Source organism: Sphingosinicella xenopeptidilytica (genome assembly GCF_042676985.1).
Lineage (GTDB): Bacteria > Pseudomonadota > Alphaproteobacteria > Sphingomonadales > Sphingomonadaceae > Sphingosinicella > Sphingosinicella xenopeptidilytica.
The window spans coordinates 247,468-260,698 of the sequence record NZ_JBHTIK010000004.1 but is presented as its reverse complement, the minus strand read 5'-3'; the positions used below and the strand labels follow the sequence as shown (position 1 = coordinate 260,698).

The 13,231-nt window shown below is 63.4% G+C and carries 17 protein-coding genes; all 17 read right to left on the bottom strand.

Translation table 11 applies throughout. The features are described from left to right. Positions 1 to 5: 5 nt before the first annotated feature. From ACFQ00_RS07740 to ACFQ00_RS07660, 17 genes are read right to left on the bottom strand one after another with little or no spacing between them, the layout of a single operon-like run. Positions 6 to 686: a hypothetical protein gene (locus ACFQ00_RS07740; RefSeq protein WP_381488581.1), complete on the bottom strand. Its 681-nt coding sequence runs from the start codon at positions 684 to 686 to the stop codon at positions 6 to 8. Beyond that, entirely contained in the window at positions 686 to 967 is a 282-nt protein-coding gene (locus ACFQ00_RS07735; protein ID WP_381488578.1) for a hypothetical protein, read from the bottom strand. The genes ACFQ00_RS07740 and ACFQ00_RS07735 overlap by 1 nt, the downstream gene beginning before the upstream one ends. Next, positions 967 to 4,017, bottom strand: coding sequence for a hypothetical protein (locus ACFQ00_RS07730; RefSeq protein WP_381488575.1), 3,051 nt, complete (start codon positions 4,015 to 4,017; stop codon positions 967 to 969). The genes ACFQ00_RS07735 and ACFQ00_RS07730 overlap by 1 nt, the downstream gene beginning before the upstream one ends. After that, positions 4,010 to 4,444, bottom strand: coding sequence for a DUF6950 family protein (locus ACFQ00_RS07725; protein ID WP_381488573.1), 435 nt, complete (start codon positions 4,442 to 4,444; stop codon positions 4,010 to 4,012). Before ACFQ00_RS07725 ends, ACFQ00_RS07730 begins: the two co-directional genes overlap by 8 nt. After that, positions 4,444 to 5,112 (bottom strand): hypothetical protein, encoded by a 669-nt coding sequence (locus ACFQ00_RS07720; protein WP_381488570.1) that lies wholly within the window; start codon positions 5,110 to 5,112, stop codon positions 4,444 to 4,446. Before ACFQ00_RS07720 ends, ACFQ00_RS07725 begins: the two co-directional genes overlap by 1 nt. Next, a complete protein-coding gene (locus tag ACFQ00_RS07715) occupies positions 5,112 to 5,708 on the bottom strand; it encodes a hypothetical protein (RefSeq protein WP_381488568.1) in 597 nt (198 codons plus the stop codon). Before ACFQ00_RS07715 ends, ACFQ00_RS07720 begins: the two co-directional genes overlap by 1 nt. Positions 5,709 to 5,760: 52 nt before the next feature. Further along, a complete protein-coding gene (locus ACFQ00_RS07710) occupies positions 5,761 to 8,517 on the bottom strand; it encodes a tape measure protein (RefSeq protein WP_381488565.1) in 2,757 nt (918 codons plus the stop codon). 1 nt (position 8,518) lies between these two features. Continuing rightward, a complete protein-coding gene (locus ACFQ00_RS07705; protein ID WP_381488561.1) occupies positions 8,519 to 8,677 on the bottom strand; it encodes a hypothetical protein in 159 nt (52 codons plus the stop codon). After that, a complete protein-coding gene (locus tag ACFQ00_RS07700; protein ID WP_381488557.1) occupies positions 8,674 to 9,135 on the bottom strand; it encodes a hypothetical protein in 462 nt (153 codons plus the stop codon). The genes ACFQ00_RS07705 and ACFQ00_RS07700 overlap by 4 nt, the downstream gene beginning before the upstream one ends. A 1-nt stretch (position 9,136) precedes the next feature. Next, positions 9,137 to 9,586: a hypothetical protein gene (locus ACFQ00_RS07695; protein ID WP_381488554.1), complete on the bottom strand. Its 450-nt coding sequence runs from the start codon at positions 9,584 to 9,586 to the stop codon at positions 9,137 to 9,139. A 43-nt stretch (positions 9,587 to 9,629) separates the two neighbouring features. Beyond that, complete coding sequence (locus tag ACFQ00_RS07690; protein WP_381488552.1) at positions 9,630 to 9,896, bottom strand: hypothetical protein; 267 nt, start codon at positions 9,894 to 9,896, stop codon at positions 9,630 to 9,632. Between the two features lie 13 nt (positions 9,897 to 9,909). Next, positions 9,910 to 10,353: a tail completion protein gp17 gene (gp17, locus tag ACFQ00_RS07685; protein WP_381488550.1), complete on the bottom strand. Its 444-nt coding sequence runs from the start codon at positions 10,351 to 10,353 to the stop codon at positions 9,910 to 9,912. Then, entirely contained in the window at positions 10,353 to 10,766 is a 414-nt protein-coding gene (locus ACFQ00_RS07680) for an HK97-gp10 family putative phage morphogenesis protein (protein WP_381488547.1), read from the bottom strand. Before ACFQ00_RS07680 ends, gp17 begins: the two co-directional genes overlap by 1 nt. Before the next feature lie 7 nt (positions 10,767 to 10,773). Then, on the bottom strand, positions 10,774 to 11,151 hold the full coding sequence (locus ACFQ00_RS07675; protein ID WP_381488544.1) for a hypothetical protein: 378 nt from the start codon (positions 11,149 to 11,151) through the stop codon (positions 10,774 to 10,776). Continuing rightward, entirely contained in the window at positions 11,148 to 11,534 is a 387-nt protein-coding gene (locus tag ACFQ00_RS07670) for a DUF4054 domain-containing protein (protein ID WP_381488542.1), read from the bottom strand. Before ACFQ00_RS07670 ends, ACFQ00_RS07675 begins: the two co-directional genes overlap by 4 nt. 40 nt (positions 11,535 to 11,574) lie before the next feature. Continuing rightward, the gene (locus ACFQ00_RS07665) at positions 11,575 to 12,792 is read right to left on the bottom strand and encodes a PBSX family phage terminase large subunit (RefSeq protein ID WP_381488539.1); all 1,218 of its coding nucleotides are present in this window, start codon (positions 12,790 to 12,792) and stop codon (positions 11,575 to 11,577) included. Then, complete coding sequence (locus ACFQ00_RS07660; RefSeq protein WP_381488537.1) at positions 12,773 to 13,177, bottom strand: terminase small subunit-like protein; 405 nt, start codon at positions 13,175 to 13,177, stop codon at positions 12,773 to 12,775. The genes ACFQ00_RS07665 and ACFQ00_RS07660 overlap by 20 nt, the downstream gene beginning before the upstream one ends. Positions 13,178 to 13,231 lie beyond the last annotated feature (54 nt).

The following is a 13,231-nucleotide window of genomic DNA, read 5'->3' as shown; positions in this document are numbered from 1 at the left end:
CCTCCTTAGAAATCGGTCACGTCGAGAACGAGAAGCGCGCCCTCCCAAAGATCGACGACGCCGGCACCGGGCGCAGGTGCTGGCGAGCCTTGCGAATGCTGATGATGGGCAACCTGGATCGTCCCGGCGCCGGTATCGCGGACGCCGAGCGAGAAGACGCGGAGCGTGAACAGCCCCGGCCCCGACGCGATCCGGTTCGATTGGCCGCAGCCGGTGATGAAGCCGCCCGCGTAAAGCCGTCCGGTGTCGTAAGTGAGACCGCCGGGAGCGTCGCCGTCGTATTCGATCACGTCCCTGATGCGCAGCGGTTTCTGCGCGGTGTAGTAGGTCACGTTCCCCGCCGCGTCGAAAATCTTGATCCCGTAATCCTCGGCGGGCGGGTCGGGCCTGTCGAACACCCACCACGGAACTGTCGCGCCTATGGAAAGGGCGCTATTGAACGTCCATGTCCATGTATTCGACGAACGCGAGGCGCCGATTATGCTCGACAGAAGCGACGGGCGGATTGCTACGATCGGCGCGGAATCGGCGCTGCCGGTGTATGAGATGCTGAAGCTGCTCGCGCCTATCTGTGTGGTCGGTGAAACGGTGGTTGCAGACCCCTCCGCCACAACGCCATAGACGGGAGCCTGATCGTCGATCAGAACTGAACCGTAGTCGTTCCAGACCTTGATCCCGAACGCCATCAGTGGACCCCGTAGAACAGCTTGCCGGTGTAGGCTCCGGTTCCAGCCGTCCACTCCATTTCGTTGGTGCCAGTGTTGAACACGACGGTCGGGCGGTTGTTGTTCAGGCTGAACTTCTCGAAGATGTAGAAGGGATCGCCCTCGCTCATGCCGGGGACGCTTTGCGTGCCGGACTGATTGCTGCCGTCGATATCTACATGCCCGAGAAGCCGCCCGACGCGAAAGCTCGTGTCGATCAGCGTATCGCCCGCCGCGTTCATGATCTTGATCCCGAACGCCATCAGGACAGGTCGCCGATCAGGACGCGCAGATTGTTGCTCGCGTCATAGACCCGGATCACGTTGTCCTCTATTTCGAGACGCTCGCCGGTGGTAGCTGTGCGCAGAAGGCCGATGAGCGCCGTGATCGCGCTAAGTTCGGTCACGGCCATCTTTGCCGCCGTCACAGCCCCCGCGTTGATCGCGTTCGTCGTCACCGAGTTCGCGACAAGATCGAGGCCATCGACCGCCTTCGTCCATGCCGACCCCGTGTATCGATAAAGCTTGTCGTCGGTGGTCAGGAACACCACCCGCCCCTCGAACAAATCGGAGACCGGGAGAGAGCCGACAATCTCGTACCCGCCTTTGGCTTTTGATACTGAGAAAACCTCGGTGATGGTGACGCCGCCATAGACAGCGGTAAGCGTCAGGTAGCCCGTGTCGCCGGTCATTGCCGTGACGCGGTAATAGCCCTTCGGTTGTCCCGAGACGGGCGTGTTCGTGGCCGTATTGATCGTGCCCGTCACACCGCTTGAAGCTGTCGCGGACAGCGTCGCGGACGCCGTTACGTCGGTATCGCCGGAATAGACCTTGAGAAGTCCCACCGCGTCCGCCCACGATACGACAGTGCCGTTCGCGTAGGCCCAGACGTTGACCGCCTTCCGGGTGACGGAGATGCTTGTGGCGGGAGGGCCGGAGACACCGGGAGAACCCTTAGCCGACGCGCTAACTGCGTCCACAATCCAGTGGCCGGTGGTTCCAGCTGCCTCACCAACGTCAACAGAGACGGATACCGTTCCCGCCGGGGCTGTGTACTCACCGGAAAGAGGCTGCCAGCCCGCCGTCGATATATTTGCAGATTGAAGCGTCGTGCCGCTTATAAGGCTACCGCTAGAATCGAACGCCCGGCACCTTAGCAGGCAGGCGGCGTCAGGCAGTGACGTTTCGTCGCGGCTGACTACGCACGCCGCCCGGAAAAGATCGCCCGGTTGAGCCGCGAACCTATTTGAAATGATATTAGGGCCGCCTGAAGCGGAGGCCACGCGCGCTGCATATGTGCCGCTATATGCGCCCGAAGAAACAATCGTTCCTGCGAATGAATACCACCCACGCGAATCGCCGGTCTCGAAGTTGCCGTTGATGACAAGGCCGGATGAGTCAGCGCCGTCCGTTCCGTCCGTTCCGTCTACACCCGGATCACCATCCGCGCCCGGCGGACCCGGGGGGCCTTCAATTCCAGCTTCCGGCGTCTCGATGGCGCTGATTTCCAGCCAGTCGCCCGTTGCCCACGGCGATTTGTACGCGAGCCGAATGTCGTATTCAGTCTCGCCGTCGAGGCTCATGATCTCATACCAGAAGAAATCGCCGGTAATCGGGAATGTCCCCGCCACGGTCCAATCGCCGCCGTCCGCGCGGTATTGGATAACAACCGCCTCCCACCCCACGTCGGAAGTGTCGCCCTCGACGCGAATGAACGGGATGCCATCCGCCGTCGCGAGCGGGACCGCATCCCAGACATCCGAATCCGGCTGTTCCGGGATGATCTCCGGCGGGGTCAGCGTGAACGGCGGGGGCGGTACGGCGGTTTCGCCAAGCGCAAAGGCGTGCTTCGCCGAAGTCTCGGTGTTCGCGGTGAAGCGCAGCTTCGCGGTGCCAGGATCACGCTCGACGCCGGTAATCAGCACGTCCTGATCGACAAGGCCCTGTTCCGGCACGTCGAGCGTGACGCAATCGCCGGACTTGAGCCCGATGAACTTCGGCCCCGTCGTCCAGCTTATCGGGCCGCCCTCACGGCTGTTGACGATATCGTAAGCCGCGAGCTGTCCCGCCTGTAGATCGCCGTCGAAACCCGATTGACCGACCTCTGCCTGCACGAGCGGATAGTCGATTTCCTTCTGCCGGATGCCGCCATCCTCAGTGACGTAATCCGGTACGCTGATCGGATCGGCGCTGATGATCTCCCATTCGTGGCTTTCCGACCGATAGCGCGGGATCACGGTATTGAAGCGCTCGCGGCGGGGCTTCGTCACCGTGATCGCCATCTCGTCGAGAATGTCGTCGCTGGTGATGGTGGCGACCGCGATGCGCGGAGTGTTCACCCGGCAACCGATCATCGCGCCGGTCATCGTCGGGACCGCGCCGCCCGCCTGCAACATGCGCTTCAGGATCGCCCACTTCGAATCCGTGGACCATTCGACGCCGCCGATGCCCCAAGCGTTCTCATCGGCGACGTTCGCAGCCTCGACGAAATCGGCGACACGGATATTCGTGACAGGCGCACCGATGCCGAGCGTGCGCTTGTTGTCCTGCCAGCGCCCCAGAGCCCATGTCAGCGCGTGCAATGCCGGGTTGCGCGACCAGACATAGGTGCTCTCATTGAGCGCCCTGCATGAGCCGCTGCCGCCCGGATACGTGCTGTCTAGGCGCGGGTCATAAACCTTGACCCATTTACCTATCCACGCGGGCTCAGGGACGCCTGCCGCGTACTTCTTGCCGTCGTTGTCGTACCGCAGCGACCAGAGCGCGTGCGTGATGCCAGAGAGCTTGTGATTGCTCGTCCAGCCGGGCGGGCCGCTACCACCGAACGTGAGCGCCAGCGCTGATGTCTGCGCGCCGCCCAGCCACACCTTCTGGGCCATCCAATCGGTCCACGACCCATTGCCATTGCCCGTGGTGCCGTTGAACGTGATCGTCTCGCCGTCCGCCGTAAACTTCTCGATGCTGTCGATCGTGCCGCCCGCCGAAAGCAGCACGCCGAACGAAAGAACGTCGTGCTCACCCTTGCGCTTGAAGCCGTCGTAGGTGTCGGCGTAGATCCGAACACCGGACATGCGCGTTCGGCCGATGGCGTATGGTAGCCCGGATTGTGGGTTTGTCTGAAATCTGAGCGGGTTGCCTTGATCGCTGAATTTCGGTTTTTGTGGCGCCACCATGTCGATGGCGGAGGCGGCCAAGTTCGAATAGCTGACCGTCTGCATACCAGCCGAAATCAGCGCAGGGTTCGCCGTGGCCACGCCGACGACGACAAGCGCGACGCCAACCACAGTGCCTATGGTGCGGACTGCCTTAGCCATCGTCTCGCACCATCACAGACCACGCGCGGTCAACCTTGCTCCAGTCCGCGTCGATCATGACCGGGCCGGGATGGTCCTCATGGAACGCCATGATCTTGCCGCCGCCGATGACGATGCCGACTCCGCCGATGGGGTCATCACTTTCGAAGCTGACGAAATCGCCCATCATCGACGACGCGGGGGCGATACGCGCGAATCCGATCTTGTCGAGCAGTTCCGGCAGCGTCTCGACGCCGAGCGACTTCAGGTATTTCCGCGCGCCGATAGCGCTCTTGTACGTGCCGGTTTTCGGCACCTTCCAGCCGAATTTGCGCGCATGAAACGCGGCGATCTTGCCGCAGTCGCACGCGCCCCATGCGAACTTGCGCGCGCGGTATTTCTGCACGGTGAGCGACGTTGCCTGGTATCGCTTTTCGATCGGGGTCATCAGTAGAACCCGATGCCGCCAAAGCCGCCGAACCCACCCGGCAGACCGGGGATGCCGCCCACTCCGCTCGTGTAGCTGCGCGGCGGCGGTTTCGCGCCCCAATAGAGGTTCTTGTTCGTGCCGGACATGAAGTTGAACCCGAGTTCGCCGGGGTGGAACGACTGATGCCAGCCGTCTTGTGCGCGCGAGCCGTCCTCGACTTCGAACAGCCGCTCGAAAACGCTGGTGATCGTGAACTCGACGGCGTGCGAACCCTCTTTCGCGCGCAGGGTCGGCACGTCGATCTCGCCGAGGAATATCACTTCCGGCTGACCGATGGGCGCACCGGTGGCGGGGTTCAAAGCCCCCAGCATGATGCTCACCTGCCGGCCCTGCATGAGCGGGCTGGCGAGCGACGTTGCCGACGCGCCGGACGCGGGAAGTAGCGTCAAGCTAATCTCCGGCGCCTCCTCGCCTTCCGCTTCATTGATGACGCTGATGCTGTCGATGGTCCCAAACGTGGCATCGCGGCCGACGTGAAGCTCGCTGTTGATCGTCACCTCGCCCGAACCGTCGAGAAGTGCGAGCGGCCCGGTACGTCCGTCGATGCCGTCCATGTCGATGCGGATCGCGCCGAATACGATGGGCGCCTGCGCGGCTAGGGCAGCTTCAAGTGCGGGATCGGCCATCAGGCGATCTCCATCACTGAAAACGCGATCTCACGCCCGTTGTCGAGTCCGATCTGCCACGAGAGGTCATCGCCGGGGGATACAAAGCCCTCGATCATCGGCGTCTCGAAATTGACGACATCGTTGGTGGTTAGCCCGGTGCGCAGGATCGGGAAGATCGGCAGGTCCGCATTGCCTGAGCCGTTTACCGTCGTGGCCGCCGTCGCCATGTAGATGTAGCGCTGGCCCGAGTGGACGACGTGGAAGAACTGGCCTTCCTTGATCGGGTAGCCGACCGTCATGCCCTTGAGCGGAATCGTCGATCCGCCCGCTGTGTCTGTTCGGACAAGCGGCGTGCCCGTGCCTGTCGTCTCAAGGTCGAAGATCGGGAATGGCAGGATGACCGTCTGCGAGCGGCCCTGAAGCAGCCGGGCGATGTAGGTCTGGCCTTCTCCTGCATCCATCGACGGCAGCACGACGCGGAGGCCGAAGCGTGTTCCGATGCGGTTGATGCGCTGTTCGGGACCGCCAAGAAACGGGGTCAGGACGCCGCCGAAATCCCGTAGCAGCACCTGATAATCGTTGGGGTACGGACATGTCGGGAGGGTAACGGCCATAGCCGCAGGACGATGGCGTCAAGGGGTGCGCGGGATTACCGCCGTCACCACCTCAAGGGATGCGATTACGCCCGCGCCGCATCATGCTCTGCTGTGCCTGCCGAGACGACTCCACACCCGACGCAATCGCCATCGGCGCCGCGACGTTCGCCGCCCGGCTGTCCACGGTCGCGTCGAAGTACGGCGAGGGTGCGACACGGACGACGACCTGCATGGGCTGGCTGTTGCGGCCCATCGCGGCGGTCTGGGTCGCGGGCATGACCTTTGACCCGCGCGGGAGAAACACGCGCTCAGGCCCGCTCTCGCCGACGTTGTACATGCCGCCGTGGGCGTAGTTTGTGCCGGATGCGAGCCCCCGGAAGTTGGAATCGAAGGCGTTCACGGAGTCGCTTGCCACACTGCCGCCGAACGCCGACGAGATCGCACCCATGATGGACTTCACGACCGTCTGCTGCACCGCGAGCCGGATCAGGTCGCGGATAATCCCGTTGATGACATCGCCCGCGACCCCGCCGAGCTTCAGGTATTCCGCGCTGGTATTCGCGATGCTGTCGCCGAAGCGGTCCATCGCATCGATCGCGCTTTCCTCGACGATATCGTTGAGGTTGCCGGCGTCCTCCTCAAGCCCCCTGCGATAGCGCTCAACCGGGCTTTCGTATTCGCGATTAACCGCCGCCGTGTCGCTGGACTTCAGCCGGTCGAGGATGCGCAGGCGTTCGGCTGCGATTTTCTTCTGCGCATCCGTCGCGGCGACGCTCGCAAGCACGGCTTCGAGTTCCGCGCGTTCCTGATCGTATGCGAGATCAAGCAGCCGCAATTCGATATCGCGGCGCTGTTCGCGATTGTCGGCGAGTTGCAGGTCGGACGAGAGCAGGTCGCGCTCGTTTTCATTGCGGGCGCTGGCGATATCCAGCGCCTCTTCCTCAAGCTGCGCGCGCTTCTCCCGGCTGACAGCATCGCCGTAAAGCCCGCCGTTCTTGTACAGCACATCGAGCGCCTTCAACTGTTCGGCCTTGCGCGCTTTCGTCAGGTCTTCATCGGCGAGGATTTCGGCTTTACGGGCCTTGTATTCCTCATCGAGCAGCGCCTTTTGCAAGGCTGCGCGCTCCTCCGCACCCGTGACGAGATCGAGGCGAGCGCTCAGTTCCTCCATGCGGAGGCGGGACATTTCCTGATTGTGGCGGGCTTCGAGTTCGGCGGCGGTGGGGCCTTTGGATTTCTTGCCCTTGTCGATGAGCTTGATCGGCTTGTCGCTGGCGCCGGGGCCGTCCAAACCGTCCTGCAATTCTTTCAGGCGGCGCTCCAGGGTGATGATATCCGCTTGCGCCTCAATGACTGACGCGTCCTTTTTCGCGACGCCCGCGCGTCCGGCGACCTGCGCGCCCAACACCGAGTAGCGGCGGTCTTCGCCTGCGCCAGACTGCGCGCGCGCGATCTCGGCTGCCGTTGCCGCCTGCGCCTTGGCCTTTTCCCGTTCGGCTATTGCGGCCTTGAGAGCGGCCTGAGCTTGCGCCAAATCGGCCTGAGCTTTTTCGCGCGCGGCTTTCGCTGCGTCACGGGCGATCTTGGCGCCCTCGCCCATTTTCGTGTTGAGTTCGGTGAGTACCTTGCGGTGCTCGTCCTCGGCTTTCGACGCCTCCCGGTGCGCAACGGCAAGGTCGAGCGCCGCGTCTCGGCTGTCGTTCGTCCGCGTCGCGAGATAGATGATCCCGCCGACAAGCGCCGTCACTGCGAGCCCGACAGGCCCGCCGAACGCTGCAAGCATGGACGTCCCCGCCGCGCGGCTGGTGAGTGCCAGCGCTTCCATCGTGGTTGCAGCGCCCGCCGCGCGCGCCTGAAGCGCAAACACCGCCGTCGATGTCAGCCCTGTTGCCGTGGCGCCTGCGACCATGCCAGCCGCGAACCGCCCGACCATCACTGTGCTGATGACGACGAGCGCGGTCGATACCGTGTCGAGGTTCTCCGATAGCCCGATGATCGCCTGCGATACGCGCTCGGTCGCCGACAATGATTGATCGGTCTCGCCGATGAACTTGCCGAGCGCGTTGTTCAGGACGGTGAAGCTGTTGCCGATGGTGAGCGACGACCGCGCCGCCTGCGCTTCAAGATCCGCCGTGCCCTTCAGGAACGCGCGGAAGAATGCGTCGCTGCTGACCTTGCCGTCATTGACGAGGTTCTTGAGTTTCGCGACGGACCCGCCCGCAGCATCGAGATTGGCCGCGACCGCCTTCAGGATCGGCAACGCGCCCTCGTTGATCGAGTTGAATTCTTCCGCGCGCACAGTTCCGCTGCCAAGCGCCTGCGATAGCTGCAACAGCGCCCCCTGCGCCGACGACGCCGCGCCGCCCTGCACCTTGAGCGCCGCCGCGACACCGGACGAGAACTGAATGAGTTCGGCCTGCGATGCGCCAAGTTCACGAGACACCTGCGCGCCCCGGCTGTAGAGCGTGCCGAGGCTTTCGAGTTCAACGCCGTACCGCTGCGCGATGCCGAATAGCTCTTCCTGCGTTTTCGCCAGCGCCTCGCCTTCAAGGCCGGCGACCTTCAACTGGTTCGTGTATTGCGTGTAGCTGTCGGCGTACTGCTGCACCTGCCGCACCGAAAACGCCGCAGCCAGCGACCCGGCGAGACCCTTCATGGTCGCACTGATGCGCCCGGACGATGCCTTGAACTGCTTTTCGAGCCTCTGGACCGAGCGCCCTTGCGCATCGAGCCGCTGCTCGACGACGCGCGTGGCGTTCTGTACATCGACCTGATACTTTTTCGTATCGGCGATGAGCTGCAAAATCACCGGGTCAATCTCGGCCATGTTATCCTCCGATCCCCAGCGCCTTGTTCAGCCTCGCCAATCGCTCGTGATCGACGGGCGCGCGCTCGCCCTTCTCGTCCGGGCTGTGCGCTTCGTTGTGCGCCTCAAGCGCCTCGAAATATCCCGACAGCGAGAGCGCGGCGGGGTCGAGGCCCATCATCCCGCAGTTGCTGAGGACTTGGCCTTTACGGAGCGCTTTGGGCTTTTCGGCTTTTCCGCTCCGGCTTTTTTTTTGAGCGAAATGCCAGTGATCGCCGCGTGCAGGATCGACCATGCGACGTGCAGGCTCTCGGTGAACGGGCGCGCGGGGTAGACGTAATCATCGACAAGCTGCTTGGCGGTCATCGGGCCAACCTGCTTTTCCTCGCCGTCCACGATGCAGCTATTGCCGCCGATCAGCGCGAGCCGGATGATTTCACGAACATCCGTGACCATTGCAGCGCCGCCGCCGACGTAGACCGGGGCCTCGCCGTCAATCGCGAGGCCGCCGCCGATCTGGTCGTACATCTGGAATAGTGATTTGCCGCCGCAACGGCGCTCAAGCTCAAGCGCTTGGGGGAGTGGAAGCCAAAACCTGTAAGACCCGTCGGCGAACGACAGGTCAAGCGCCGTGTCCATGTCAGGTCACAGGCACCCAGACCGGAACCGTTTCGGCCTCGAACGTCACTTCGAGCGTGCCGGGGCTCTCATCGCTGATCGAGCGGTTGCGGGCGGTCATGATCCCGGTGACGGTGAGCAGGCCCATCGACGCGCCGGTGTCGGAGCCGTCATCTTCGCGAAGGTCGATCTGGTAGACCTGCCGCACGCCAAGGGCATCGGCATAGGTCTCGTAGAGATCGATATTGTCCTGACCCGATGCAGTGATCGTGCAGGAATAGCCCTGATTTCGGATTTTGCGGCCACCAGGACGGTTCGGCGTGTCGCAATCGCGAACGAACGTCTCGCTGGTCGAGATTGTCTCGTTGATACCGAGGTTGGTGAGGCCGCACAGAACGGCGTAAACAGCGGGCGGGCCGACTGCCGTGCGGATCGACAGGACGCCAAGATCGGCGGAGGCTGGAATGGTCACGCGGCAATCTCCGAAGTGGAATTGCCGGAGACGCTATGTTGCCTCAGTCGGTGGGTTTACCGCCGTCGCCTTTTCGCCCGCCGTCGATGGGCCGCATCTGCTTGCGGCGCTGTTCGGCGATCCATTCGGACTGTGACGGGGCCGCTGCGTGCAGCGTGAAGCACCGCAGCGTGTTCGCCGCGTCGTCATCGCCCTGCGCGCTGAGTTCGTCGGCGGCTGCATCGATATCGTCGCTATCGAGCTTGCCCGCCCGGATAAGCTGAACGCACAGCGCGCGAAACATGCGCTCGGAGATGTCGCCGACTGCCACCGGCGGTCTTGTATCAGGTGATCGTTACGGCGGCAATGCAATCTAGCAGGCCGTGGAAGGCATCCCGCTCGTCGCCGTCCATCATGACGCGCGTGCTGCGGACCCGAACGCGGGCCGTTGCGTTGGTGAGCGCCAGTCTCTCCCGGTGCAGCGCCTTTGCCATCAGCGCCGTGATGCGCTCGCAGTAGGATTCGGCGGTTTCGGCAACTTGTGCGCCGGACATGCGGGGCTTGGCGAAGTTGTGGACGAAGAACGAGATATCCGCCCCCTGCGTGCAGCCGTGACCGCGCGGTATGTTGTTCGGCGCGTCCCAGCGGATGAACGGGAACGTCGGGCTGGCTGGGACGGTCGAGGGGTATATGCGCGCCGCCGGGACGATGGCGATCAGCGTTGTGTCTGCCTTCAGCGCCGTGATGACCGCGCGCCGCAGGTCGCGTGTGAAGTCCGCCGTCGCCATCAGCGCCCACCCCCTGAACGCTTGACGACGCGCTCGACGGCGTCCCGAACGATCTTTGTGACCTCGCCGCGTTTCTTGTCGCGGGCCGGGGTCATGTACGGACGGGCAGCCATGCGGGACGTGCCGAATTCGAGCGGTGCCGCATATGGCGCGCTGCTCGACACCTCGACGAGCAGTGGGGCCTTTTGCGTCGTGCGGATGTTGCCCGCGAGCAGGCCAGTGTCATTGTTCGGCGGCTGGCCCGGCGAGGATGCAACGTGATTCTTCCCGCTGACAGCCCCAGCCGTGATGCTGATCTGCGCCTCGACCTGGATGATCTCCCCGCCGTGGAAAAGCGCCTTGCCGACCGCGTTTATCATCTGCGGCCCGCTGAGCTTCTTCAGCCGCGCAATGTGCGCCTTCGCGCCCGGCATACCCTTCCTAGCCACGACGGCCACGCAGTTCGAACCCGATGTTGGCGGGATCGCGGCGGATGCTCTCGACGCTGTACGTGCCCGCATAGACCCCGGCGGTGATCTGCACGCGGTCGTCGGTCGTGATGCTGCCGGTGAACGATGCGGAGAGGATGAGGATTCTTATGTCGCCGTCTGCGTATCCGTTCTCCCCGCGCATGGCTTCGCTCGCCTCGTCCGCCTGAGCCTTGCAAGCGCGCGTCGTCGGGTTGGCCGGTGTCGCGATATCACCGCCGCTGTCGTATGTCGCGGCGCCCGGTGTGATGATGTTCGCGTCCACGAACGGCGCACCGACTGCGGCCGAGAAACTGAGCGCGATGTCGGCGAAGGCGGCAGCGAGGCTCACAGGCAGGGCGCCTGCACGAGACGCGGCCCGCCGAAGTTCCGGCGCATGAGCATCTTGAACTCGCGCCCGTATTTCGTCGCGCTCCACCCGCCCTCTGCGGCCTGCGTCTGTGCGGCGTCGCTGATGTTCGCGGAAAATGTGCCGGATTTGAAGCTGGACACGCCCGTGAGCGCCAATCCCGCCTCGCCGGGCAGCAATCCCCCCTTCGCCATACTATCGGCTGCCACGGCCATCAGGGCGGGCGCATAATCGGCCTCGCGCCACGACGCGTCGACGAACCGCTCGGCATCCGTCAGCCAGTATTGCACCGTCGCGTCGGCAACGGCGGTAAATTCCGGGTATCGCGTCTTGAGGTTCGCCGGGGTTGGAAGAGTGTGCGCCATGCCGCCACTATTGGCGGGAGGTGGATAGGGTTTACCGCCGTCAGGCTGCGAGGATGTTGTAGCGGCGGCTCTTGATCAATGGCGACACGCTGTAGCGCAGGGCGTCGATGTAGTGATTATTTGCATCGACCAGGATCGGCAGAATGTCACCCGTCAGTCGGTCAACCTTGTAGCTGTATAGCCGCATTTCGCTTGCCGTCTTCACGCAGCGAGGGTGGATGACGATCTCCCGGAACGAGCGCAGGAACCGTATTCCGTCGTCAACGCTCCCCTGCCATTTGGGCGCCGACGACGCTCTCGGGAGGCCGGATCGCGTCAAGATGCTGATCGAGCCCGGCGAGGCGCTGTCCCAGCGGCTGACATAGCGCTCATAGTCTGGGATCGCGTCGCAAACCTTATCGGCAATCGCGTCAAGTTCGATACCGCGCCCGCCAGCCTCATGGCTGATGTAAATCGTGTCGCCGTGAATGTAGCAGCGGACTGCGGCGGTGGGGTCTTGAGCATAGCCGAAGTCGCCGCCCTGATATGGCCCGTCCCACGATGCGGCGGGCTCGAATTCAGCGGTGCGCCACTTGCCCGAAAAGACCTGCGCGTCCGAATTTACGAGGTAGGCGCCGTCCCAGACATGGGCGTAGGTTGCCGGATCAAGGCGCTCCTGCTCTCGCCTGCGCAGTGTTTCCAGCCCGGGCGGGAAAAATGGGTTGTCGTTCCAATTCAACTCCGCCGTCAACGCGTTGTCCGGCGGGCTTTTCCTGAACCGCTTATCGACCGGGCTATCTTGTGTTCGCGGGTTCCATATGGCCCACAACTCCGAGCGGGCGCGGCGGAACACTGTGGCCTCCAGCGCCAGCCACGACATTTCAGGCACGTCCTCAGCCTCTTCGACGATCGTGAGGTCTATCATTGCCAGAGACTTGATCGACTGCGTATTGCGCCGGAGCCCACGGAAAATGAACTGCGTCCCGTTCGCCCCCTTCAGGAAGTCCACGCCGACGTCGTAATGCGCCTCAAGCCATGGCTCTGAGGCTATGGCCGCCTTGAGTTCAGCATGAAACGATTCGGAGATGCTGACCTGAAATTCGCGGGTGCAGAGGATTCGCAGGGGCTCAACATACCCCCATGTCGCAGCCATTTTTGCGAAGTTGAACGACTTCCCGGAGCCGCGCCCGCCATAAGCGTTCCGATACTGAACGGCGCCGCGCGGCGGGGTGAACAGCGGGACCAGCTTTGGCGGAAGTTCAATCCTTGCTTCGGTCATCTGCCGCGACGATCCGGATGACGGATGGCTGGCTCATGCTGCCGTCGCTGGACGTCATGTCCAGCTTGTCCCCGTACTTCTTGGGTGCGAGCTTCGACAGATACCAGCGGCGGGCGTCGTAGCGCAGGCGGTCACGCGCCGCCGTATCGGGTGTCGAACTATCGACGATCTCAAGGATTTCCTCGCCGATTGCGTCCATGCCGACCTCGCGCGCGCGCGCATAATGCTCAGCCAGAACAGGGTCTTTACTCACCCAGAGCAGGAACGTGGTGTGCTTGGGCATCCGGGCATCATTGCCGATCGACCGCAAACTCTCGCCGTTCGCAAGGCGCGTAAGGACCTCGGCAATCTGGTCGTCGAAGATATCGTTAATCGATACCGACATCACTTCGCCCTCCGCACGTCCCGCCGCATCCTCTCCAACTCCAATCGCCCGATC